This window comes from Salinibacterium sp. NK8237, from assembly GCF_015864955.1.
Lineage (GTDB): Bacteria > Actinomycetota > Actinomycetes > Actinomycetales > Microbacteriaceae > Rhodoglobus.
On record NZ_JADYWE010000001.1, the window covers coordinates 354431 to 377880 of the forward strand.

The 23450-nt window shown below is 57.8% G+C and carries 21 protein-coding genes and 4 tRNA genes; 5 read left to right on the top strand and 20 right to left on the bottom strand.

Annotated elements, in window-relative coordinates; all coding sequences use genetic code 11:
* Positions 1-68: 68 nt before the first annotated feature.
* The gene (locus I6E56_RS01775) at positions 69-1400 is read right to left on the bottom strand and encodes a replication-associated recombination protein A (protein WP_197135609.1); all 1332 of its coding nucleotides are present in this window, start codon (positions 1398-1400) and stop codon (positions 69-71) included.
* A 153-nt stretch (positions 1401-1553) separates the two neighbouring features.
* Here I6E56_RS01775 and I6E56_RS01780 point away from each other — a divergent pair, with 153 nt between their 5' ends.
* The 3 genes from I6E56_RS01780 (at position 1554) to I6E56_RS01790 (ending at position 4316) form a co-directional block, all read left to right on the top strand.
* Positions 1554-2348 (top strand): peptidylprolyl isomerase, encoded by a 795-nt coding sequence (locus tag I6E56_RS01780; RefSeq protein ID WP_197135611.1) that lies wholly within the window; start codon positions 1554-1556, stop codon positions 2346-2348.
* Between the two features lie 83 nt (positions 2349-2431).
* Entirely contained in the window at positions 2432-3661 is a 1230-nt protein-coding gene (locus I6E56_RS01785) for a DUF349 domain-containing protein (protein ID WP_197135613.1), read from the top strand.
* A gap of 82 nt (positions 3662-3743) precedes the next feature.
* Positions 3744-4316, top strand: coding sequence for a hypothetical protein (locus I6E56_RS01790; RefSeq protein WP_197135615.1), 573 nt, complete (start codon positions 3744-3746; stop codon positions 4314-4316).
* Here the strand turns inward: I6E56_RS01790 and I6E56_RS01795 are convergent.
* From I6E56_RS01795 to I6E56_RS01880, 18 genes are all read right to left on the bottom strand, one after another.
* Positions 4313-6559 (bottom strand): bifunctional (p)ppGpp synthetase/guanosine-3',5'-bis(diphosphate) 3'-pyrophosphohydrolase, encoded by a 2247-nt coding sequence (locus I6E56_RS01795; RefSeq protein WP_197135617.1) that lies wholly within the window; start codon positions 6557-6559, stop codon positions 4313-4315. The two genes, I6E56_RS01790 and I6E56_RS01795, sit on opposite strands and share 4 nt — an antisense overlap.
* 112 nt (positions 6560-6671) lie before the next feature.
* On the bottom strand, positions 6672-7688 hold the full coding sequence (gene secF / locus I6E56_RS01800) for a protein translocase subunit SecF (RefSeq protein ID WP_197135619.1): 1017 nt from the start codon (positions 7686-7688) through the stop codon (positions 6672-6674).
* Positions 7688-9430 (bottom strand): protein translocase subunit SecD, encoded by a 1743-nt coding sequence (gene secD, locus I6E56_RS01805; RefSeq protein WP_197135621.1) that lies wholly within the window; start codon positions 9428-9430, stop codon positions 7688-7690. Before secD ends, secF begins: the two co-directional genes overlap by 1 nt.
* Positions 9431-9539: 109 nt before the next feature.
* Positions 9540-9959 (bottom strand): preprotein translocase subunit YajC, encoded by a 420-nt coding sequence (gene yajC / locus I6E56_RS01810; RefSeq protein ID WP_197135623.1) that lies wholly within the window; start codon positions 9957-9959, stop codon positions 9540-9542.
* Between the two features lie 64 nt (positions 9960-10023).
* Positions 10024-11052, bottom strand: coding sequence for a Holliday junction branch migration DNA helicase RuvB (gene ruvB / locus I6E56_RS01815; RefSeq protein WP_197135625.1), 1029 nt, complete (start codon positions 11050-11052; stop codon positions 10024-10026).
* Complete coding sequence (ruvA, locus tag I6E56_RS01820; protein ID WP_197135627.1) at positions 11052-11669, bottom strand: Holliday junction branch migration protein RuvA; 618 nt, start codon at positions 11667-11669, stop codon at positions 11052-11054. The genes ruvB and ruvA overlap by 1 nt, the downstream gene beginning before the upstream one ends.
* Complete coding sequence (gene ruvC / locus I6E56_RS01825; protein ID WP_197137994.1) at positions 11666-12283, bottom strand: crossover junction endodeoxyribonuclease RuvC; 618 nt, start codon at positions 12281-12283, stop codon at positions 11666-11668. The genes ruvA and ruvC overlap by 4 nt, the downstream gene beginning before the upstream one ends.
* A gap of 9 nt (positions 12284-12292) precedes the next feature.
* Positions 12293-13051: a YebC/PmpR family DNA-binding transcriptional regulator gene (locus I6E56_RS01830; RefSeq protein ID WP_197109899.1), complete on the bottom strand. Its 759-nt coding sequence runs from the start codon at positions 13049-13051 to the stop codon at positions 12293-12295.
* A gap of 51 nt (positions 13052-13102) precedes the next feature.
* The gene (locus I6E56_RS01835; protein WP_197135629.1) at positions 13103-13717 is read right to left on the bottom strand and encodes a hypothetical protein; all 615 of its coding nucleotides are present in this window, start codon (positions 13715-13717) and stop codon (positions 13103-13105) included.
* 18 nt (positions 13718-13735) lie between these two features.
* A complete protein-coding gene (gene pdxT, locus I6E56_RS01840; protein ID WP_197135631.1) occupies positions 13736-14347 on the bottom strand; it encodes a pyridoxal 5'-phosphate synthase glutaminase subunit PdxT in 612 nt (203 codons plus the stop codon).
* Complete coding sequence (gene pdxS, locus I6E56_RS01845; RefSeq protein WP_197135633.1) at positions 14337-15239, bottom strand: pyridoxal 5'-phosphate synthase lyase subunit PdxS; 903 nt, start codon at positions 15237-15239, stop codon at positions 14337-14339. The genes pdxT and pdxS overlap by 11 nt, the downstream gene beginning before the upstream one ends.
* 50 nt (positions 15240-15289) lie before the next feature.
* Entirely contained in the window at positions 15290-15853 is a 564-nt protein-coding gene (locus I6E56_RS01850) for an HIT domain-containing protein (RefSeq protein ID WP_197135635.1), read from the bottom strand.
* 3 nt (positions 15854-15856) lie between these two features.
* Positions 15857-17770 (bottom strand): threonine--tRNA ligase, encoded by a 1914-nt coding sequence (gene thrS / locus I6E56_RS01855; RefSeq protein WP_231606358.1) that lies wholly within the window; start codon positions 17768-17770, stop codon positions 15857-15859.
* A 101-nt stretch (positions 17771-17871) separates the two neighbouring features.
* Complete coding sequence (locus I6E56_RS01860) at positions 17872-19020, bottom strand: hypothetical protein (protein WP_197135638.1); 1149 nt, start codon at positions 19018-19020, stop codon at positions 17872-17874.
* Positions 19013-20872, bottom strand: coding sequence for a glycosyltransferase (locus I6E56_RS01865; protein ID WP_231606210.1), 1860 nt, complete (start codon positions 20870-20872; stop codon positions 19013-19015). Before I6E56_RS01865 ends, I6E56_RS01860 begins: the two co-directional genes overlap by 8 nt.
* Positions 20873-20979: 107 nt before the next feature.
* Positions 20980-21051, bottom strand: a tRNA-Val gene (locus I6E56_RS01870).
* A gap of 32 nt (positions 21052-21083) precedes the next feature.
* A tRNA-Cys gene (locus tag I6E56_RS01875) sits at positions 21084-21154 on the bottom strand.
* A 40-nt stretch (positions 21155-21194) separates the two neighbouring features.
* Positions 21195-21266 (bottom strand) — tRNA-Gly (locus tag I6E56_RS01880).
* Between the two features lie 116 nt (positions 21267-21382).
* Here I6E56_RS01880 and I6E56_RS01885 point away from each other — a divergent pair.
* Together I6E56_RS01885 and I6E56_RS01890 are read left to right on the top strand one after the other, a co-directional pair.
* Positions 21383-21455: transfer RNA gene (locus I6E56_RS01885), tRNA-Val, on the top strand.
* A gap of 80 nt (positions 21456-21535) precedes the next feature.
* A complete protein-coding gene (locus tag I6E56_RS01890) occupies positions 21536-22348 on the top strand; it encodes an EI24 domain-containing protein (protein WP_197135640.1) in 813 nt (270 codons plus the stop codon).
* Here the strand turns inward: I6E56_RS01890 and I6E56_RS01895 are convergent.
* Positions 22289-23047: an ammonium transporter gene (locus tag I6E56_RS01895; protein ID WP_307842722.1), complete on the bottom strand. Its 759-nt coding sequence runs from the start codon at positions 23045-23047 to the stop codon at positions 22289-22291. The genes I6E56_RS01890 and I6E56_RS01895 overlap by 60 nt on opposite strands.
* Positions 23048-23450 lie beyond the last annotated feature (403 nt).

Below are 23450 nucleotides of genomic sequence, written 5' to 3' on the forward strand. Positions count from 1 at the left end.
AACTCTATCACGTCAGTCCCCCGTGAACCACGACTCGCCACACCGAGCCAGAGCGCGAGTTGAGGCAGCTATTCGCCGCGAATAATCTCTCGCAGTTTCGCGAGTCGGGCAGACACCTCGCGCTCGTTGCCGTTGTTCGTTGGAGTGTAATACTCGGTGCCTTTCAAAACATCGGGCAGGTACTCCTGCTTCACCACTCCAAACTCTGAGTCGTGAGAATAGCGATAGCCCTTTCCATGGCCCAACCGCTTGGCACCCGGGTAGTGGGCATCGCGCAGTGGCTTAGGCACCCGGCCAATCTTGCCTGCACGCACATCGGCGATTGCAGCATCCAAAGCGGTATAGGCAGCATTCGATTTGGGAGCCGTCGCCAGATAGACAACAGCTTCTGCCAGCGGGATGCGACCTTCGGGCATTCCGATGAGCTGCACCGCATCAGCGGCCGCTACGGCAATCACGAGCGCTTGAGGGTCGGCGACGCCCACATCTTCTGCGGCGCTAATAATCACGCGCCGCGCAATGAAGCGGGGATCCTCCCCCGCTTCGATCATGCGCGCCAAGTAATGGAGTGCGGCATCGACATCGGAACCACGCACAGACTTAATGAAGGCGCTGATCACGTCGTAATGCTCATCACCGTTTCTGTCGTAGCGCAATAGGGCTCGATCAACAGCATTCGCTACGTGTTCTGCCGTCACGACCGCGGGACTTGCTGCGTCTTCATCATTCGACGCAGAAACTGCGGAAGCTTCAAGCGCGGTGAGCACCCGCCGAGCATCTCCCGACGACAAGCGGATGAGTAGTGCGCGCGCTTCAGGCTCGAGCACAACCGCATCCCGAAGCCCTCGGGGATCAGAAACGGCGCGATCAACCAAATCCCCCAGATCGTCGTCGTCGAGTTGATTGAGAGTCAGCAATAGGGACCGCGACAACAGCGGTGAGATCACGGAGAATGACGGGTTCTCTGTTGTCGCCGCGATCAGAATGACCCAGCCGTTTTCTACCCCAGGGAGCAACGCGTCCTGCTGCGCCTTAGTGAAACGGTGAATCTCATCAAGGAAGAGAACAGTAGATACACCATAGAGATCGCGAGCAGTGAGCGCCTCCTCCATGGTTTGACGCACATCTTTTACACCGGCGGTGACCGCAGAAAGCTCCACAAACTTGCGCTGAGAACCCCGCGCAATCGCCTTCGCGATAGTGGTCTTTCCCGTGCCGGGAGGCCCCCACAAAATAATGGATGCTGAACCATGACTGCCGTCAGCATCGTTCGCGAGGCTCATCAGCGGCGATCCGCGCTGCAGCAAATGCTTCTGACCGACGATCTCGTCGAGAGTCAGCGGCCGCATGCGCACCGCGAGGGGTGTTGCTCCGCTGTGCAGAGTTGCGGAAGCATTCATAACTCAATCGTAATCGCCAGCACTGACCGTCTGCACAGCGCACCTATCATTACGTGCCAGCGTCGTGGCGTTTGGTTGAGATTCCCGCGAGACCGTAAGGTTCATTGTGGCGTTCCTACGACAGCGGCGACGTCCGCGATTCTTCAAGGAGTAATGGTGGCATCCAGCAAGAGGCATTCACGCGAGCAACGAGACGCGCGGGAACGACTGCGCCTGTACACCGCGCGTGCATCCGTGCACGAGCAAACTGTCGCTCGCCGGAAGCGTGACAACGTTCTTGCAGTGGGTGTCGGACTCGTCATCATCGCGTTGGTGTCCACCGCTCAAGTCTTTTATTTCTCGGCCGGCCCGGGAACTCCCGAGCCAGCACCGTCGTTTACCGAAGAGCCTGAAGCCACCGATTCTGGCAACGTCGGGGATGTTCCCGATCCGGCTCTCGCCGAAGCTCGCACGTGGACTGGCGAACTCACCCTCAACGATGTCGCGCTCGGTATCGAGCTCGATGGTGCGGCTGCGCCGCAAGCCGTGGCGTCGCTCGTGGACTCCGCGGCATCCGACTATTACGTAGGCACTACCTGTCACCGTTTGGTCGTCACTGACAGCGCGGGACTGATCCAGTGCGGTTCGCTCGACGGCACCGGCGCGAGTGACCCCGACTATTCCTATGGCCCCATTGAGAACTCAGGCGTCGGCGGTTTCTACCCCGCCGGCTCGATCGCCATGGCACGAACCGGCGACGACGCTTTCTCAAACGGCCGTCAGTTCTTCATCGTCTTTGACGATGCGATCATTCCTGATGACACGGTCGGCGGCTACAGCATCGTCGGTCAAGTCACCTCTGGACTCGAGGATCTCCAGTCGGAGATCGTCGCAGGCGGCATCGTTGACGATGCCCAAGATGGAGCCCCGGTGACTGCCACAAGCATCACCGGCTTCACGATCCAGTAACAGCGTCAGCGACCGTGAGCGCGGTTGTTCTAAGCTTGGGTAACCCGGCAGCGACTTCCGGCATAAGCAGCAAGGTGAAGTAATTGGCTACAGAGAACCAGAACGAGTGGGGCCGCGTCGACGAGACAGGCACCGTTTTCGTCCGTGAGGCAGAAGGCGAACGCGCCGTCGGCCAATACCCCGACGGAACTCCCGAAGAGGCTTTGGCCTACTTCAGCCGCAAATATCAGGAGCTTGCCGGGCAGGTTACGTTGCTTGAGCAACGCGTCAAGAACGGCGCTCCCGCCTCTGACGTTGCCAAGGCCGTCGCCACGCTCGATGAGTCAATTGCCACCGCAAACGCCGTGGGTGACCTCGCAGCGCTGCTCACACGCGTGCAGGCGCTTGGCGGCTCCGTGACTAAGCTCACTGAACAGCAAAGCGAAGAAGCGAAAGCCGCACTCACGGAGGCAATTGCTGCCCGTAGTGCGCTCGTTGTTGAGGCCGAGACGCTCGCTGCTGCCGATCCGGCCAAAGCACAGTGGAAGCAAGTCACCGCGCAAATGGACGATATTTTTACACGCTGGAAGGCTCATCAAGCTGACGGTCCTCGTTTACCCAAGAACGAAGCGAATGAGTTGTGGAAGCGATTCCGCGCTGCACGAAGCACGATCGACACCCATCGTCGCGCGTTTTTTGCCGAGTTAGATTCCGTTCACAAGAAGGCTCGCGCTGACAAGCAAGCTCTCGTCGACGAAGCAGAGTCTCTCGCCGCACAGGGCGCCGACGGCATCCATACGTACCGCCGACTTCTCGACAGCTGGAAGGCCGCCGGTCGCGCAGGAAAGAAGTTTGACGACGCCTTGTGGGCTAAGTTCAAGCAGGCAGGCGACGTTCTCTACGCCGCCAAGTCAGAGGTTGACGCTCAAGACAACGTGGAGTTCACCGCAAACTGGGAGCTGAAGAAAACGCTGCTCGAGGAAGCTGAGCCGCTGCTGAAGGCGACAGATCGCGTGCAAGCAAAGAAGACTCTGCTCTCGATCCAAAAGCGCTGGGACGAGATTGGCAAGGTGCCCCGCGACAAGATCAAGACTGCCGAAGAGCGTCTCCGCAAGGTTGAGGCCGCTGTTCGCAAGCTCGACGAGGATCACTGGCACAAGAACAACCCCGAGCGTCAGGAACGGTCAGAGGGCTTCTTGGGTCAACTCAACGAAGCGATCGCCAAGCTTGAGGCAGAACTCGCCGAAGCCCAAGCGACCGGCAATGCGAAGAAGATTGCGGCAGCACAAGACGCACTCGATGCTCGCAAGGCATGGTTGGGCGCCCTCAAGTAGCGTGTTCTCCACAGGCAACTAGTTCTCCACTAAAGCGCAACTGCAGCCATCGTGCGGCCACCAACGGCCGCACGATAGAGGCATGACACCACGACTCCCCCCAGTACTCAGTGCAATCGACTTACCGTTGGTGGAACTTCAATGTGCTGCTCTCGACGGCGAATTATTCGCTCTCGACCAGTGCTTCTGTTCCATAGATGAATTCGACACCATTCATTTACGTGCCCGCGCACTCGGCGTGATCTTGGACGCTCGAATTATTGCGGAACGGATGACTGCAGCCTGGGTGTGGGGCGCCGCTCTCAATCCCCCTAGCCGTCATCAATTGTGCGTCGCTATCGGCGCCCGCACCCGACCTCACGCAAGTTTGAATGCGCTTCTTCGCGAAGTCGTGATCGGTGATGACGACATCGACACCGTGTCGGGCGTGAGCGTGACATCGCGGCTGCGCACTGTTCTCGACCTGGCTCGATTTAGTGAGCCATTCGGCGTCAGAGAGCAGTCGGCCGTCAGAGTCTTGATGGACGAAGGCGCTCTCGACTATGAGCACTGCGTCAGTGCGCTTACTTCACGCCGCAATCTGCCGCAGAAGCGGGTTGCCCTCGAACGCTTAGCCGCGCTTCAGACCCCCGTTCCACTCGCGTGTGTCAGCTAGCCGCTATTGACTCGGTACACGTCGTAGACGGCATCTACGCGACGCACAGCATTGAGCACACGATCAAGATGAGTGGTGTCGCCCATTTCGAAAACAAACTTGCTGATCGCAAGACGCGCGGTCGACGTATTCACTGTCGCTGAGAGAATGTTTACATGGGTCTCACTGAGCACCTTGGTGATGTCAGAGAGTAGCCCGGCACGGTCAAGCGCCTCAACCTGAATTTGAACGAGGAACAAGCTCTTGGATGTCGGAGCCCACTCCACTTCGATCATGCGCTCAGGCTCATCTAGGAGTGACTGCACGTTTTTACAATCGGCACGATGGACCGAGACGCCGGCACCGCGGGTGACAAAACCTACCACCTCATCGCCCGGAACAGGCGTGCAACAACGCGCTAGCTTAACGAGAATGTCGGGGGCGCCACGAACCAGAATTCCAGAATCTGAATGCTTATACGGGCGCAGTTTGCCTGCGGCCGGGAAAGTGAGTTCTCCGTCATCTTCTTCGGTGCCAGCGCTAAGCGAGCCGACGAGCTTCTCGATAACTGACTGTGTGGAGATGTGGCCTTCGCCGACCGCCGCGTAGAGAGCAGAAACATCTTCGTAGCGCATGTTCGCAGCAAGTTCTGCAAACGACTCTTGACTCATGAGCTTCTGAAGAGGCATGTTCTGTTTGCGCATCGCGCGAGCGATGGCATCTTTGCCTTGCTCAATAGCTTCGTCGCGACGTTCCTTCGTGAACCACGCACGAATCTTATTGCGAGCACGCGTGCTCTTTACAAATCCCAGCCAATCCTGGCTCGGCGCAGCATCCGGACTCTTTGACGTGAATACTTCAACCGAGTCTCCGCTGTTGAGCTCGGTTTCTAGCGGCACCAATCTGCCGTTGACCTTAGCGCCCATGGTGCGGTGGCCAATTTCGGTGTGCACCGCGTAGGCAAAGTCAACAGGTGTAGCACCAGCGGGAAGGCCGATTACCTTGCCCTGAGGCGTGAAGACGTATACCTCCTTGGCACCAATTTCGAAACGAAGCGATTCAAGGAACTCGCTTGGATCGGATGTTTCCGCCTGCCAGTCTGTGATGTGCGCTAACCACGCCATATCGTTGTCCGCGGGTCCAGACTCGATAGCCTTGCCGGCAGCGCGGTCTTTGTACTTCCAATGAGCAGCAACACCAAACTCTGCTCGATGATGCATCTCACTGGTGCGAATTTGAATCTCGACCGCCCGGCCGTCCGGGCCAATCACTGTCGTATGAAGCGACTGGTACAGATTGAACTTTGGCGTCGCTATGTAATCCTTGAAGCGACCAGGAATCGGGTTCCATCGAGCGTGAATTGATCCGAGCACCGCATAGCAATCGCGCACCGAGTTTACGAGCACTCGGATACCGACCAGGTCATAGATCTCGTCGAATTCGCGACCGCGCAGAATCATCTTCTGGTAGATCGAGTAATACTGCTTGGGCCTACCAGCAACTGTGCCCTTGATGCGCGATGTTCTGAGGTCGTCTTTTACAGCCGCGATGACCTGCTTGACGAACTCGTCCCGCTGCGGTGTTCGCTTCGAAACTAGGCTTTCGATCTCGACATAAATTTTCGGATGCAACACAGCGAACGAGAGATCTTCGAGCTCTGTCTTCATCGCCTGAATACCAAGCCGGTGCGCGAGTGGCGCATAAATCTCGAGAGTCTCTTGCGCCTTGCGCGAGGCAGACTCTCGAGGCACAAACCCCCATGTGCGTGCGTTATGGAGGCGGTCTGCGAGCTTAATCACGAGAACGCGGATGTCTTTCGACATCGCGACGATCATCTTACGAACCGTCTCAGCTTGTGCGCTATCGCCGTACTTAACTTTGTCTAGCTTGGTGACTCCGTCGACGAGCATGGCGATTTCATCGCCAAACTCGAGACGAAGTTCGTCAAGCGAATAAGAAGTGTCTTCTACTGTGTCGTGAAGAAGGGCGGCAGCAATAGTCTTCTCGCCAATGCCGAGCTCAGCAAGGATCTGGGCAACGGCGATCGGGTGAGTGATGTAAGGCTCACCGCTCTTACGCTTCTGGCCGTCGTGCGCCCTAAATGCAGCGGCGTAGGCCCGCTCGATGAGAGCAAGATTGGCCTTCGGGTGACTTGCCTTGACCGTTCGCAGAAGTTTCTCGACTGAACCCGCTGGTTGTGCACGGGAGAAGAGTCGAGGAAGGAGCGCGCGAAACGACGCTGATGACTGCTGCGAATCACTCATCCCGCTACCTCCTAGATCGATTCTAGGACGCGTTCGACACCGCGAAGTTCACGAGCGCAACGAACCACTGCTGTTCCTTGCGAACGAATAACCACACGTTCGTGCACGGTAGCTACTTGCTGCCCTTGTCTGCAGCACGCGCAGCAGTGAGGCGCTTGGTGCGGCTGAGGATGGCTGGCTCGTTCTGACGGAACTGCGCATACAACGGAGCGGCGATGAAAATCGTCGAGTAAGTGCCGACGATAATGCCGATGAACAGCGCGAGGGCGATGTCACGCAGCGTTCCTGCACCCAGCACATACGCGCCGATGAACAAGATGGCACCGACAGGCAGAGCAGCCACTACACCCGTGTTGATGGAACGCACAAGAGTCTGATTTACCGCGAGATTCACCGATTCAGCGAACGTACGTCGAGACTCAGAGCCGTCTTCTGAAGTGTTCTCTCGGATCTTGTCGAACACCACGACGGTGTCATAGAGAGAGAAGCCGAGGATTGTAAGGAACCCGATCACTGCCGAGGGGGTTATTTCGAATCCAAAGACTCCATACACACCAGCGGTAATGACGATGTCATGGAGAAGCGCGATCATTGCTGCTATCGACATCTTCCAGGTACGGAAGTACATCGCCATCATGATCGCAGCGAGAGCGATGAATACGATCAGTGCGCGAAGGGCGGAGCTCGTAATATCTGCGCCCCAGGAAGGTCCAACGAACGACGCGGCAACCGTATCGTTCTCGACGTTGAAGGCACCCGCAAGTGCATCACGCACCGCGTTCGACTCATCAGTCTCTAACTGCTCCGTCTGGATGCGAAGCGAGCTCGTGCCAATGACCGTGACCTTGGGGTCAGCGTCCGCGACTACATCGATGACCGTGTCTGTCGCCAACGTCTGCGCTTCAGCGTTGGTATCTGGGTCTGAAAGTTGCTCGACCGAGTCGATCTGGAACTGCGATCCGCCGGTGAATTCGATGCCGAAGACATAGCCGCCACGCAGCGCCGGCACCACGATGGATACCGCGAGCAAAACTGCGGCGAGTGTGTACCAGACCTTGCGGCGGCCGATGAAGTTGATCGATACATCACCGGTGTAGAGATCGTTGCCGAACTTGGAGAAGCTAGCCATCAGGAGTCCTTTCCATCTGAGCTGGCATCAGGGGCAGTGCCCGCCAGGTCAGCAGCTTTTCGTTCAGCAATGGTCTGTCGACGCGCAGCTTCGCGGCTGGCGCCCGTTTTGTTCTTAGACACAGCCGGAGTGCGGAATTGTGCTCGGCCGCGATAGATCGCGCCGAGTGCGTTGGGGTCGAGCCCGCTAAAGCGGTGACCACTAGAGAAGAACCGGGTTGTCGCGAGTAGTTGAAGAACGGGGTGAGTAAACAACACCACAACAAGTACGTCGATGACCGTCGTGATTCCCAAAGTCAAGGCGAATCCTCGAACGTTGCCTACAGCAAGCACAAAGAGAACGACCGCGGAAAGAAGGTTGACAGCCTTGGCCGCAAAGATCGTGCGAAGCGCACGCTTCCAGCCAGCCTCTACCGCTCCGGTCAGCGAACGACCATCGCGAAGCTCATCTCGGATTCGCTCGAAGTAAACGATGAAGGAGTCCGCGGTGAAACCGATAGCCACGATAAGACCAGCAACGCCTGCGAGCGAGAGGCGGTAGCCGTGACGCCACGATAGGTAGGCGATGACCAAGTACGTGAGTACTCCAGCAACGATGAGCGACGCTACCGTTACCAGACCAAGAAGTCGGTATTGGAAGAGCGAGTAGATGACAACGAGAAGGAGACCGATGAGTCCGGCGATCAAACCCGAGTTCAATTGGTTGCTGCCCAACGTCGCAGAGATGTTTTCACTACTCTGAACTTCGAAACCAATCGGCAATGCACCGAACTTCAGCTGGTCAGCGAGAATCTCTGCGGTTTCTTGGGTGAAGGTTCCCGAAATCTGTGGATTTCCGCCGGTGATGATGCCCTGAGTAGTCGGGGCTGAAATTACCTGACCGTCGAGGACGATTCCGAAGCGGTTGCGCGGGTCGGTCTCATCGAAGGAAAAGAGGCGTGTGGTCATTTCTGCCATGCCCGCAGTGCCTTCATCATCGAACGTAAGGAATACACCCCATTGACCGGTGCTGACTCCCGACGAACTCGTGATGAGCCCGCTGGTGGCATCAGTGATCGTGCTTCCTTCAACCTCTACCGGGCCAAGAATGTATTTGTAAAGCCCGTCTGAGTCGCACGTGATGAGAGGTTCCGCTGCGGGGGCGACACTGAAATTATCCAGGGAAGCGCAATCGAAGTTCGTGAACTCGTCGAAAAGTGCGTCGGTAACCCAGTTGAGGTCACTGCCGTCAGTCGGCACTGCTGTTGGCGTTGTCGCGAGCGTGGGTTCCGGAGTCGCAGTAGCAGTCTCACCATCGGTCGCAGCCGTATCGGTGGGCTCAGGCGTCTCCGTTGCCGTCGCGGTCGGCGCTACATCTGTATACAGCAAAGGACGAAACTCGAGCTTCGCGGAGGACTGAATACGGTTGAGCGTCTCTTCGTCGGGAACGCCCGGGATCGAGACCACGATGTTGGCGGCACCTTGAGTAGTAACCTCGGCCTCGGCTACACCACTAGCGTCTACTCGATCGCGAATGATCGACACAGCCTGGGTAAGTTGCTCCGAGGTGACGGTCTGGCCACTCTCGAGTTGAGGAGCTAGAACGATTTGCGTTCCACCCTCAAGGTCAAGCGCTAGTTTCGGGGCCCACGACGCCGAGCCGAACATGGAGCCAGCACCGATCAAAACGGTGAGCGCCACCGTGAGTGCTGTGAGCCAGACGATGGCTCGCCACGCGTTTTTCACAGGGGTTGTTCTTGCCACCTATTTGACTCAGCTTTCTTGACAGAGCAGTGCAGGATCGCACGCCGTTGGACAGTCATCCCCGGGGAGGACGACTCTCAACACTAATGGGTTACGCGTACTCGTTTTACTATTTGGACGACTTGTCGTCCTTGGAGTCGGAAAGCTCGCCAAATTCTGGATCAGTCTCGGAGACAGCAGCTTCGCCAGCGGCTTCGCGCTCTGCCGCTTCACGATTCGCAATTTCCATCGCTTCTTCGACCGAGCGAGGAGCGCCATCTTCAACGGCGTCTTCAGCGACGACCTTCGCGAGAGTCTGGCTGTGAACCTTAACGATGACGCCCTTGCTGATTTCGATCTCAGCTTCGTTCTTGACGGTATCCATCGTGATGAGGGTTCCGAAAAGGCCAAAGTTGGTCATAACCTCAACGCCAGGAACCATCTGCTCGCGCAGTTCTTCCATCTGCGCTTTGCGCTTACGGCTGTTGCGGAACATGAAGAAGATGAGCACGCCGAGAATGGCGAGCATCGCAATAGAAAGAGGATCCATGAGGTACCTTTCGGTGGTCTGTGGGCCTGGCGCTCAAGCTGATGCGCGTGTTAAGCCAGTAAAACTATAGTTCATCACTGAACAGCGACGAATTCCTGTCAGCCATTCCAAAATGTTCCCATGCCGCGCGCGTTGCCACTCGGCCCCGCGGGGTGCGAGACAGCAACCCGATCCGCACGAGGAACGGTTCGACAACGGACTCTACTGTCTCGGCTTCTTCACCAACCGAAACGGCAAGGGTACTGAGCCCGACTGGTCCCCCGTCGAACCGACTAAGCACCGTGTGCATCACGGCGCGGTCAAGGCGATCGAGGCCACGCTCGTCGACGTCGTACAGCTCAAGAGCCGCACGCACCGCATCCGTGCTGGCGGGAATGCCATTGACGAGCGCATAGTCGCGCACCCGACGAAGCAAGCGATTGGCGATACGAGGAGTGCCCCGACAGCGGCCGGCAATCTCCGCGATCGCTTCTTTATCGATATCGAGTTCCAACATCGTCGCGGCTCGAGCCAACACTCGCTCAAGTTCCCCTTCATCGTAGAACTCAAGATGCGCCGTAAACCCGAATCGGTCGCGCAGAGGATTCGGGAGAAGACCAGAACGAGTAGTCGCGCCGACCAAGGTGAACGGCGCGATATCGAGCGGGATGGATGTCGCTCCTGCTCCCTTGCCCACCATGATGTCAATGCGGAAATCTTCCATCGCAAGGTAAAGCATCTCTTCTGCAGAGCGAGCCATGCGATGAATCTCGTCAATAAAGAGCACTTCGCCGGGAAGCAGCGACGACAACACCGCCGCTAGATCGCCAGCATGCTGAATAGCGGGGCCGCTCGACATACGCAGCGGGCGGTCGCTCTCATGGGCGACGATCATCGCCAACGTGGTCTTGCCGAGACCAGGAGGGCCTGCAAGAAGAATGTGGTCTGCGGTGCGATTCTGCATCGCCGCCGCGCGCAAGAGCAACTGAAGTTGCCCGCGAACCTTCGTCTGCCCGACAAACTCGTCAAGAGACTTGGGGCGCAACGCACCCTCGAAAGCAAGCTCAGCATCCGACTCGACGCCTGAAGTGACGACGTCGTCGTTATCCAGCATTAGAGACCAGCCTTACCTGTCTGCGAACCAACGAGCAGCAGTGCCCGACGAAGAATCGCCTGCACATCGCTCTGCTCCGACTCGTCGGCATCCTGAACGGCACCTTCCGCTGCGGGTTGCGCAAGTTTCTCTGCCCAGCCCAAACCTTGGAGCGCCAATGACACTTGTTCGGACACAGAGGTGGAACGCGGCGCGGCAGCAGCGGGTCGGCGTGCGGACACGATGAGCTTGCCTGCCAAGTTCAACACGATGAGCTTGGCGGTCTTGGGCCCGATACCCGACACTTTGCGGAATGCGGAGTCGTTTTCTTCAGCAACCGCGCGCGCCACATCGTCGGGGGCCAACGCCGCCAGCACGCCCATCGCGCTCTTGGGCCCCACACCGGTGACACCACGCAACAAGTTGAATACCTCGAGCTCGTCAGTCGTGCGAAAACCATAGAGGGCTAAATCGTCTTCTCGCACGATTAACGCTGTGTTGAGTTGGGCTTCAGCGCCCACCCGCACGGACAAGGCGTGTTCGGGAGTTACGCTCACGCTCAGGCCGACTCCCCCGACCTCAACAACTAGCGAAGTTCCGACCGCGGCGAGAACGGTGCCACGAAGGGAAGAAATCATAGGTTCAGCCTACGAGCACCCGCTGACTTCTCTGCTGACCGCCACGCCTCCTGAGCGGGGGTGAGCCCGGTTGAGCGTGCAGACTGCTGCCCTGCGCTTCCTGCGGGGCGGCCAGAAGCAACAGGGGCTGGCGTGAAACCAGGCCCGCTCTTCCACGCACCGCAGATCGCAAGCGCACAAGCATCAGCAGCATCCGCTGGTTTCGGCGCTTCGGCAAGGCCGAGCACTCGCGCCACCATGCTGCCCACTTGCTTCTTCTCTGCGCCGCCGTAGCCCGTAATTGCAAGCTTCACTTCAGTGGGCGTATGAAGTGTCACCGGAATGCCGTGACGTGCAGCGACATACATCGCGACGCCACTGGCCTGGGCCGTGCCCATCACCGTGCTCACATTGTTTTGGGCGAAGACTCGCTCAAGCGCGAGCTGCTGTGGAGCGAACTCGGCAATGATGGCGTCAATACCGTCACCAATCTCGCGCAACCGCTCTTCCAATGCCATTGCTGGCGGAGTGCGGACTACACCGACGTACACCAAAGTCGCACGACGATTGGGCGCAACATCGACCACACCGATACCGCACCGCGTGAGCCCGGGATCGATCCCGATCACACGCAGCGTCATCGACTAGTCCTCGTCAAGCTCGGCTTGAACCTCAGGCGTGATGTCAAAGTTGGAGTAGATGTTCTGAACGTCGTCGGACTCTTCAAGCGCATCGATCAGCTTGAAAACCTTGCGGGCAGTATCGGCGTCGACTTCGACCTTGACGTTCGGAACGAACTCGGCTTCCGAGGCGTCATAGTCGATACCAGCCTCTTGAAGCGCATTACGCGACTCAACCAGGTGGGCTGTATCGGTGATGACCTCGAAGCCTTCGCCGTGGTTCATGACTTCTTCAGCACCAGCGTCGAGCACTGCCATGAGTATGTCGTCTTCGGTGACGCCCTCAGTCTTGGTGATCGAGATGACGCCCTTGCGTTCAAAGTTGTACGCAACGCTGCCGGGATCGGCCAACGAGCCACCGTTGCGACTCATGATCGTGCGAACATCGGCTGCCGCGCGGTTCTTGTTGTCGGTAAGACATTCAACCAGGAGAGCAACACCGTTGGGACCGTAGCCCTCGTACATGATGTTGAGGTACTCGATGGCGTCGCCAAGCTGGCCGGAGCCACGCTTGACCGCACGATCGATGTTGTCGTTGGGAACCGACGTCTTTTTCGCCTTTTGAATGGCGTCGACAAGAGTCGGGTTGCCCGCAAGGTCTGCTCCGCCGATCTTGGCGGCGACCTCAATATTCTTGATCAATTTCGCGAATGACTTCGCGCGGCGAGAATCAGTAATCGCCTTCTTGTGCTTGGTAGTTGCCCATTTAGAATGCCCTGACATGACGGCTATTCTATCTGGCCTCGCGACGCCTCGCGTACGCGAATCCCCGCCCTAAGCCCGATCGACTCTCGTGCGCACGCCAAGCTCGCTCAATTGAAGTTGGGCTAGCAGCGCAACGGTCGTGGTATTTCCTGCGCGCCACTCGGCAGCCGGGTTGGGGGACACCTGAGACAAAGCAGTCAAATTCTGCGAGGAGAGCGCCCGAAGGGCAAGCAAATCAGCGCCACCCGGCGTGGCGGGCAGCTTCTTTGCTTCAGCCGCTCGCACCGCGAATCGCACCCGAGGCAGCAGCCACACCAGCACGATCAAGACGATGGGAACCACACCGATAAATACTCCAACTAGCGTCGCCGCAGCCAGAACGGTTTCCTGCTGGCTCTGGCCTGCGGCTTCCAGCGCAGCCCCGGCATCACTCGCCCCGTCAAAAGGGGTACGGATGCCCGCCCCGATCAAGGGGACAGCACCGAGGGTGTCCCCCAGTTCCACCATCGTCGAACGAAAACCGGCGCCGGCATCCTGCATCTGAACACCGAGCTGCTGGAACGCTGCGATGAGCTGGTACACCCACATCGCAATCGCAATCCACACAGCTATGAAAGCGAGCGAGAGCACGTCGATCGTGATCTGGCGCGCTCTGCGGGCGGGGTGATCTGCATACAGTTGCATTCCCCCATGATGCAGGAACTATCCCTTGGCACGCACCCGAGAAACAAAGTATTCGTGAAAACGCGTATCGCCCGTGATCTCGGGATGAAAGGACGTTCCGAGAAGGTTTCCCTGCTCAACAGCCACAATCCTGCCGTCGTCAAGCGTGGCGATTGCTCGGGCGCTCGCGCCGACGGATTCGACAACAGGAGCCCGGATGAAGATCGCGTGCACGGGCACGTCGCCCAACTCTGGAACGCGGATGTCTGTCTCGAAGGAGTCGGTCTGTGACCCGAACGCATTCCGGCGCACCACAACATCCAGTCCGCCGAAGGATTGTTGTCCCTCAATCGAGTCGAGCACGGTGTCAGCGAGCATGATCAAGCCAGCGCACGTGCCGTAGACAGGAAGCCCCCCGGCAATCGCTTCTCGAATCGGCTCGAAAAGCCCATAGAGGCGACTGAGTTTGTCGATCACACTCGACTCTCCGCCGGGAATGATGAGCCCAGCGATGTGCTCGAGCTGTTGAGGGGTTTTCACCGCAATGGCGGCTTCTCCCAACTGCTCGAGCACATTCAGGTGTTCACGAAAATCACCCTGGAGCGCAAGCACTCCGATCGGGCGCTGACCGACCGACTGGCTACCAGCCACGCTCAGAGAGACGGTGAGGCGCAGCAAGATCAGACACGTTGATGCCAACCATGGCCTCACCGAGTCCACGCGAAGCTGCGGCGATCACGCTCGGGTCATCGAAGAAGGTTGTCGCCTTCACGATGGCTGCTGCGCGCTGCGCCGGGTTGCCCGACTTGAAGATTCCGGAACCGACGAAAACTCCATCAGCACCAAGCTGCATCATGAGCGCAGCGTCGGCAGGAGTCGCAACTCCGCCAGCAGTGAAGAGAACGACGGGAAGCTTTCCGGTCTCCGCAATTTCGCGCACGAGCTCATAGGGAGCCTGAAGTTCTTTTGCCGCAACATACAGTTCGTCGGCAGACTTCGAACGCAATGCGTTAATCTGACCCTTGATGGTGCGGATGTGCTTGGTCGCCTCAGAAACGTCACCGGTGCCCGCTTCGCCCTTCGAACGAATCATCGCAGCACCCTCGGTGATGCGACGAAGCGCCTCCCCCAAGTTGGTTGCGCCACACACGAAGGGAACGTCAAAGTTCCACTTATCGATGTGGTTGACGTAGTCGGCGGGGCTCAGCACTTCGGACTCGTCGATGTAGTCGACTTTGAGCGCCTGAAGAACCTGCGCTTCAACGAAGTGGCCGATTCGGGCCTTGGCCATAACGGGAATCGACACCGCGTCGATTATGCCGTCGATAAGGTCGGGGTCGCTCATGCGAGCTACTCCACCCTGCGAACGAATATCAGCGGGCACACGCTCAAGGGCCATGACAGCAACTGCGCCGGCATCCTCCGCAATCTTTGCCTGCTCAGCGTTGACGACATCCATGATGACGCCGCCCTTGAGCATTTCTGCCAATCCACGCTTGACGCGGCTCGTACCCGATTCGTTCGATGAAGTGTTCTCGCTCATAGCTTCAACGCTAAGACCGAAGGCCTCGAAAGAATGCAGCCAATTTGAACTCAGTGGTTCGTCGGCCAGGCCTTCGCTAGTTCTTCGCGGACCTCGCCGAGTAAGCGAGGAATGGCCTTGGTGCCGGCCACGATCGGGAAGAAATTCGAATCCGTTGCCCAGCGAGGAACAACATGCTGATGAAGGTGATTGGCAATGCCAGCGCCCGCTAGCGCGCCCTGATTCATTCCTATGTTGAAACCATGCGCTTTCGATGTCTCGCGGAGCACTCGCATCGCCGTTTGAGTAAGCGACGCGATCTCTGCAGTCTCCTCGTCCGTCGCCTCGTCATAGAGCGGCACATGACGATAAGGGCACACCAAGAGGTGGCCGCTGTTATACGGGAAGAGATTCAACAGAACGAACGCGTGCTTGCCGCGCGCGACGATGAGAGCTTTCTCGTCATCCAAAGTCGGCGCAACACAGAAAGGACAGTCATCCTTGTCAGGCTGCGACTGGTCCGTGATGTAGGCGATACGGTGCGGTGTCCAGAGTCGCTGAAAGGCATCCGGGACCGCGGCGAAGTCAGCACTCCACTCCCCCGCAGGCAACTCCGAGCCGTCGTAGTCGCGCACGAACTAAACCTGCGCTCGAGTAGCGATCGCCTCGGTGATGCGTGTCACAGCATCCGCAATCGGGATGCCGTTCTCCTGAGATCCATCGCGGAAACGGAAGCTCACCGAACCGGCAGCTTGATCCTGTTCTCCAGCAATGAGCTGGAACGGGATCTTCGACTTCGTGTGAGTTCGGATCTTCTTCTGCATCCGCTCACTCGAGTCGTCTAGCTCGGCGCGAACGCCAAGCGCCTTGAGCTGATCGATAACGCCGCCCAAGTACTCTTCATACGCTTCAGCAACCGGGATGCCAACAACCTGAACCGGCGACAGCCAGACGGGAAACGCACCGGCATAGTGCTCGGTGAGCACCCCAAAGAACCGCTCGATTGAACCGAACAGCGCACGGTGAATCATCACGGGACGCTGGCGTGAACCGTCTGCGGCCGTGTATTCGAGCTCGAAACGCTCCGGAAGGTTGAAGTCGAGCTGCACCGTGGACATCTGCCACGTGCGACCAATAGCGTCTCGCGCCTGAACGGAGATCTTGGGGCCGTAGAACGCCGCCCCACCCGGGTCAGGAACGAGTTCAAGACCTGTTTCTGCAGCGACTTCAGCGAGAGTCTCGGTTGCTTCTTCCCATACGTCGTCGTCGCCAACATACTTCTCAGGGTTCTTCGTCGAGAGCTCAAGATAGAAGTCCGTGAGACCGTAATCACGCAAAAGTGAGAGCACGAAGTTGAGGGTGTTAGTCAACTCCTGCTTCATCCCCTCTTTCGTGGTGAAGAGGTGCGCATCGTCTTGAGTCAAGCCGCGAACACGCGTGAGGCCGTGAATAACACCAGACTTTTCATTGCGGTACACGGTGCCGAACTCAAAGAGGCGCATCGGCAGGTCGCGGTACGAGCGACCGCTCGACTTGTAGATCAGGATGTGCATCGGGCAGTTCATGGGCTTGAGGTAGTAGTCGGCACCCTGGCGAGTAATTTCGCCCTCTTCGTTGCGCCCCTCATCGAGGTGCATCGGTGGGAACATGCCGTCCTTGTACCAACCCAAGTGACCGGACGTCTCAAACAGCGCCGCCTTGGTGATGTGGGGCGTGTTGACGAACGAGTAGCCCTCCTGCAAGTGACGCCGGCGCGAGTAGTCCTCCATCTCGTGACGGATTATTCCGCCCTTGGGGTGGAATACGGCAAGTCCAGAACCGATTTCGTCCGGGAAAGAGAACAGGTCTAGCTCAGCACCAAGCTTGCGGTGATCGCGCTTGAGCGCTTCCTCTTGACGAGCCTGGTACTCACGAAGCTCGTCTTTGGTCGGCCATGCCGTGCCATAGACGCGTTGAAGCTGCTTGTTCTTTTCTGAACCGCGCCAATAGGCGGCGGCGGTGCGCGTCAGTGACCACCCGTTTCCGATCATTCGCGTGTTCGGAAGGTGTGGGCCGCGGCAGAGATCTTTCCAATAAACTTCGCCGGTCTTGCCATCGACGTTGTCGTAAATGGTCAGCTCGGCGCCTCCGACCTCCACAGATTCGTTATCGGCATCAGCGTCGCCTTCGGCAACCGCGCCCTTGAGGCCGATGAGCTCGAGCTTGTATGGCTCGTTGGCCAACTCTTCACGGGCCTCAGCCTCGGTAACAACGCGACGCTGAAAGCGCTGACCCTGGCGGATGATGCGATCCATCGCCTTGGTGATTGCTTTAAGATCTTCGGGCGTAAATGGCTCTTCGACATCAAAATCGTAGTAGAAACCGTCAGTCACCGGCGGGCCGATACCCAGCTTCGCCGCAGGATTGATCGTCTGAACAGCCTGCGCTGCGACGTGTGCCGCTGAATGGCGAAGGATATTGAGCCCGTCAGGCGAGTCAATAGTGACTGCCTCAACCTCATCCGTGTCTATCACCGTCGAGGCGAGATCTTTCAGCTCACCGTTGACGCGCATGGCGACGACGTTGCGGTCGGTAAATAGGTCGAATCCAGTCTTACTCACACAACAACTTTAGCGGCGTTAAGCCATCCTCGGTGCCGCAGCCGGAGCGCGGGTCACAAAATCTGAGAAGCCCACGCAGCAAGCGCTGTACTTGTCAGAGCCGCCGCCCAGGCAATTACGAACTGGAGCACTGACACAAGGTCGATAAGAGTTGTCGTCTTGCGACTTCGTGCTGTCGGGATAAGTGCAATCGCCATGAGCGTCATGGTGATGAATGTGTTTCCGGTTGATCCTTCGGGAAGCAGGCCGAGCGCGAAGCCAAGGATGATCGCAACGAACACGAGAGACGAGATGATGATTGCTCCCGGACGGCGCACAATGATTGCGATCAGCCAAGCACTGACGACGGGAGCGATGACCCACATACCTTCAAACGTGGTCAAGAAGGTAAGCGCGACGACGAGCCGATCACCGAACTCCGCGAACGCTGTTCGCATTGCACTCGAAAAGGGGCTCCCGAGAAAGACGGCGTTCAGCACGATGAGAGACAACAGCGCTGCGGCCGCCGGGTACAGGATGACGAGAGCGTTTGCGCGCCTCACGCCTTTTTCTTGAGAGCGTCGGTGAGTCAAAAATGGCGCGGAAACAGCGGCTGCGGTGACATATACCAGAGCCGTAATATCCGTGAGCACTGCGACCATAAAGTAGAGCCCGACGCGGAAGCCCGACTCAGTATTTCCCCACGCTACGAAGCGCACTATGTGCGAGAGCCCGAGCCCGAACAAGAGCAAACCCAAGAACGCCGCGAAGTTTTGGGTGGCGTTATAGAAGAACAACGGATTCAAGGCAAGCGCCGACATCAGAATGATTATCGTCGACCGTGGAAAGCGTCGCTGCACCATAATCTCGATAATCTTCTGCAGAAAGATTCCAGCGCTAATCGCGCCAAGCAGCGACAGAGTGAGCGAACCACCGGGCGCAAATGCAGCCAAAAGCGTGCTGATGGGCGGAAAAATTTCGCCTAACCAGATCGCATCAGCTCTATCCCACGGTATTTCAGCGGCACGCTCGACCAGCCTGATATTAGGAGAGGTAGTGACGCCAAGCAGGTGAACAACGATCGCAAACACGACGAATGGCAGTGCGAACAGTGCACGAAGCAGCCACCGTCGCGGGCGCCGTCGCGGCCACTGATCAAGTCGAGTGCGAGGGGGCCTCGTCGCTATACGAAGTGGTCGCGTGGCTGGAGCGTGATCAGTCATGATTTGTTTGGTTCGTCAAGCCATGCTCCGTCTTCTCCCAGTAGTGCGGTTTCGTAATGAGTTGCCACAACGCTTTGTACGACGCGACGGAGTGCAGAATCCAGTACAACGGGTTCAGCAACGCCCACGGAACTAGAGCAAAGGTGCCCCGCTTATACGGTCCCATCATCGAGAGGTACACCATGATGGAACTGCCGATAATGAAGTTGAGAAAACAAATCCACAACAACCAGTACGGGAAAAATTGCCCCACGAATTCTGGTGGTAGCGCTAAAGATAGGACCGTAAGAACGTAGAACGGCAACACGCCCAGGAAAGTCGCCGGGGTTCCCGCTATCAGGAGCACGAAGCTGCTGAACCGCCAGAATCCAATTTCTCGCATGAGCGCCGCTGGCCTTCGTGCATGCACGAGCGTCGTCTGCATGTAGCCCTTGATCCAGCGGCTGCGCTGACGAACAAAGTTAGGAATCGAAGTGTTGGCTTCTTCCATCGTCGCGGAGTTCACTACGCCAACCCGATATCCCAAAGCACTCGCGCGGATGCCCAAGTCGGCATCCTCCGTCACGTTATAGGGGTCCCAACCCCCCAGGCCTTTGAGCGCCTCAGTTCTAAAGTGATTCGAGGTGCCGCCCAACGGAATGGGCAAGTCAAGCGAATCCAGCCCCGCAAGCATGTAGTCGAACCAGTAGCCGTATTCGAGCGAAAACATCCGAGTAAGGACATTTTCGCGGGAGTTGAAGTAGTTGAGCGCAGCTTGCACGCACACAGTCTTCTCCCCGCCGCGTTGGAACGAAATATAGGACTTCTTGAGTTGGTCAGGCTCTGGCGTATCTTCGGCATCGTAGATCACCAAATAGTCACCGGTTGCAAAAAACAGGCCGACATTGCATGCGCGTGGTTTGGTTTGAGGATGGCCCGCCGGAATCGTGATCACATGAAAATGATCTGGTGGAGAGCTCGCATCAAAAGCATCTCGAGTTTCATGGTCGGACTCTTCGATCAAAACGAATACTTCTAGGCGGTTGGTCGGCCAATCGATACTGCCAAGGTTTTTGACGAGTTGCGCGACGATGTTTGCTTCTTTGAACACAGGAACGAGAACTGTGTAGCGAGGCAGCAGGCCGTCATCGAGTTCAGCGACCTCGCGGTCAGAAACGCGTTCGACAAGGTCGAATCGAGCACCGCGAAGCGAAATAAAGAATTTGAAAGCGGTGCCAGCTAAAAACACCAAGCTGGTCAACGTGATGAGAGCGATAACCGTTTCGACAGGCCACAGAATGAGACAAATTATCGCCACAATGGCGAGCAACAAAAGTCCCACTTTTTGACCGCGAGAGGCAACTGTTCTCGCGGAAAGCACCGGATTTCGGTTCCAAAGATCATTCGCCGCTTGATCGGCGATCTCTGGCCCAAACACATCCAGAATAGTATGCCAAATTTGTGCGGAGGTCGCAGCCACAAAAACCACGTCGCACCCGAGCGCAGTTCTGATTCGATCGCTGCGATCCTCATCGGGGACCCGCGCAGTAGCGACAACTGCACGACCATCGGGCAACTGTTTGAGGGGCATCCAATTTTCGGCAATGTACAGCTGTCCACCCCATTGCCGAGCAAAGTCGCTGTCAACTTCATCCATAGAAGCCCGCTCGAGTTTCCACACGCGCGAGATTACATCGACCAACGTTTCACTGTCCAAGTGACCGCGACTGGCGAGCGTTTGGTCGATGTGAGCACCGGAGCGCGCTTTGACCTCGCGCGCCTCTTGAATCTGGCTTCGAGTCGCCAGCCCTTCGTCGAGCAGGAGCTGCACAAATGCTTCACTCTGCCGCGATGGTCCCCCATTTTTCCCCATGAGCCCATCGTGGCGCATTCTGTTGAAGCATGAGGGTGCCACGCTGACACGATAAGGTGTGGAGTGCCGTTAAAAGCAGAAGCCCCGGCGAACCGGGGCTTCATCTGTGAGCGATACTGGGATCGAACCAGCGACCTCTTCCGTGTCAGGGAAGCGCGCTACCGCTGCGCCAATCGCTCATGCTATTTAGTTACGTAAAACAATCATTACGAGGTGGAGACGGGATTTGAACCCGCGTATACGGCTTTGCAGGCCGCTGCCTCGCCTCTCGGCCACTCCACCGCACATGGAAAGTGCCAGCGAGGCTGACACTTCCCACTTGAGCGGATGACGAGATTCGAACTCGCGACCCTAACCTTGGCAAGGTTATGCGCTACCACTGCGCCACATCCGCATTTACAAGCTATTCGGTTACCCGTTTTCGCGTGCTAGATGACTGTATACGAAGAGTGCGCGAACTTCCAATTCGGTTGCGAGCGTGTCGTGAAGATATGCGAAGATTGCTCTGCAGGGCGATTGGCGCAGTTGGTAGCGCGCTTCCTTCACACGGAAGAGGTCATCGGTTCGAGTCCGGTATCGCCCACCGAAATATGTTCCATTGGGGCAGCTCAGAAGCCTGTTTCTCTGGGCTACTTGGCCCCATCGGCCCAGTAGCCTTGGTTCATGGCCATTCATTCGCCGCGACGCGCTTCGAGCATCCGGGAGTTTTTTATTGGTGCAGGTTTTTTATTTCGAGGTTTCCGAATCTGGATTACGGCACCGCGCCTCATGCTGCTCGGCATGGTCCCGGCAGCAATCGTTGGCGTCTTAGCTCTTACGGTTCTCATAACTCTGTTTGCGAACATCCAAGCGGTTGCTTCTTTCGTGACGCCATTTGCCAACGATTGGGGTGAATTGGCGCGAGCCGCGACCCAGTTTGCCGCGGGTGTGGCAGTGGTTCTTGCCAGCATCCTGCTCGTCATGAATACCTATACGACTGTGACGCTGATGGTCGGAGATTCTTTCTATCGCAAGATATCGGGGCACGTGGATGCGATCAATGGTTCTCCCCCGCCTCCAGAACCGCTCGGGTTCTGGAGTGACTTCAGGCGCGGTCTCGGCGAAGGGCTACGCGTGCTTCTCCCTACGGTTGGGTTGGCCATTCTTGTGCTTCTTCTCGGCTTCATTCCGGTGGTGGGCAGCATTGTGGCGGCGACCGCAGGCGCGCTGCTCGGTGGATGGCTCCTCGTGGTCGAGTTGGGCAATATCCCATTTGAGGCGCGCGGGATGCATCTCACTACTCGACGACAGGCTCTTCGCGGTTCACGCGCACGGTCGGTGGGGTTTGGCGCTGCAACGTACCTGGTGTTTCTCGTACCGCTGGGAGCGGTCTTCGCGATGCCTGCCGCACTTGCTGGCGCGACACTCTTGACTCGTTCAGTTCTGGGAGAGGACACGCGGCCTGTGGACGCCTCGGCGGTGCCCAATCCTGCCTAGGAGCCACCAGAAGATTGACGACGCCACAAAGGCATAGCCGGCGGTAGCGACGACACTCAGGAGCTGCTGTTGAAAAATGTAGGTCTGACCGGTGAACAAGAACCCAGAACCGGTTGCAAGCACGCCGAGTGAGACAACTCCGATACTGCCACCCATGAGATGAGCGTTCACGAGAAATCGAAGTTGATTTCCGAGAGGGGACCCTTTTCGAACCGTGAAGGCGCAGGCAACTACGCCGGCGATCACACCAGCAACGGCCGCAGAAACGGGCGTGAAAAGCGGCGCACCGGCAGTGACGGCGATTAGGCCGCTTACGCCACCTCCAGCCAGCGATTTCAATCCCACAGCGCCATGATTGATTAGTTGCACAGCTATCCAGCCGAAAACCCCGAAAACCGCACTAACGGCGCCGTTAACGATGATGAGACTCACGACATCATCCAGAGCGAACTCGGCGCCGACGAGCCATAACAGCCAGGACAAGATAACCCCCACGAGTGCGAAGAGCGCGACTGGCACCGGCACCGTCATTCGTGCGCCTCGAATGAGTGAGTGACGTTCGACGACCAGAACCGCAAGCATGCTGGCCCCAACCGCGACGCTCATCACAAGGGCACCGCCGTGGTCGATGGGATTGAGGCCCAGAGGCGTCGTCGTGCCAAAGGGCTCAAACGTTCGCACCGAGATGGGTACGTACACGCTTACAGCCCAGAGGCAGCTGTAAACGATGCTTCGAACGAGCGAGGCACCTGAGCTACGGGATACGAGTGTGACGAGAAAACAACACACGGCGCCCAAAGTTGCTAGCGAAGGCATCATTACGAGCCGGATACTCAAGCCTGCTGCTGGGACTACCAGCGCCCACGCGAGAATTCCCGGGATCGCGCACGCGAGTGACTCGAGAAACACACGCCGCCAACCGACAGCAGGCAGTGTGCTTGCGTAAAGCACGACTAGCGAGAAAAACAGCACAACGAGTGCAACAACGCCGATCGATGCCGCCGCTAAATCTCCCACCACAGCTAGCCTTCCCAGCCCGACGCGTAACGCTCAAATTCTGCCAGTACTGCCAAGAACTCCGAGTGCTAGGCGAGTACTGCGA

Coding starts and splice junctions, on each gene's coding strand:
- I6E56_RS01775 (WP_197135609.1), bottom strand. CDS start 1,400: ATGAATGCTTCCGCAACTCTGCACAGCGGAGCAACACCCCTCGCGGTG.
- I6E56_RS01780 (WP_197135611.1), top strand. CDS start 1,554: ATGGTGGCATCCAGCAAGAGGCATTCACGCGAGCAACGAGACGCGCGG.
- I6E56_RS01790 (WP_197135615.1), top strand. CDS start 3,744: ATGACACCACGACTCCCCCCAGTACTCAGTGCAATCGACTTACCGTTG.
- I6E56_RS01795 (WP_197135617.1), bottom strand. CDS start 6,559: ATGAGTGATTCGCAGCAGTCATCAGCGTCGTTTCGCGCGCTCCTTCCT.
- secF (WP_197135619.1), bottom strand. CDS start 7,688: ATGGCTAGCTTCTCCAAGTTCGGCAACGATCTCTACACCGGTGATGTA.
- yajC (WP_197135623.1), bottom strand. CDS start 9,959: ATGGATCCTCTTTCTATTGCGATGCTCGCCATTCTCGGCGTGCTCATC.
- ruvB (WP_197135625.1), bottom strand. CDS start 11,052: ATGCTGGATAACGACGACGTCGTCACTTCAGGCGTCGAGTCGGATGCT.
- ruvA (WP_197135627.1), bottom strand. CDS start 11,669: ATGATTTCTTCCCTTCGTGGCACCGTTCTCGCCGCGGTCGGAACTTCG.
- I6E56_RS01830 (WP_197109899.1), bottom strand. CDS start 13,051: ATGTCAGGGCATTCTAAATGGGCAACTACCAAGCACAAGAAGGCGATT.
- I6E56_RS01835 (WP_197135629.1), bottom strand. CDS start 13,717: ATGCAACTGTATGCAGATCACCCCGCCCGCAGAGCGCGCCAGATCACG.
- pdxS (WP_197135633.1), bottom strand. CDS start 15,239: ATGAGCGAGAACACTTCATCGAACGAATCGGGTACGAGCCGCGTCAAG.
- thrS (WP_231606358.1), bottom strand. CDS start 17,770: ATGCGCGTCAACGGTGAGCTGAAAGATCTCGCCTCGACGGTGATAGAC.
- I6E56_RS01860 (WP_197135638.1), bottom strand. CDS start 19,020: ATGACTGATCACGCTCCAGCCACGCGACCACTTCGTATAGCGACGAGG.
- I6E56_RS01865 (WP_231606210.1), bottom strand. CDS start 20,872: ATGGGGAAAAATGGGGGACCATCGCGGCAGAGTGAAGCATTTGTGCAG.
- I6E56_RS01890 (WP_197135640.1), top strand. CDS start 21,536: ATGGCCATTCATTCGCCGCGACGCGCTTCGAGCATCCGGGAGTTTTTT.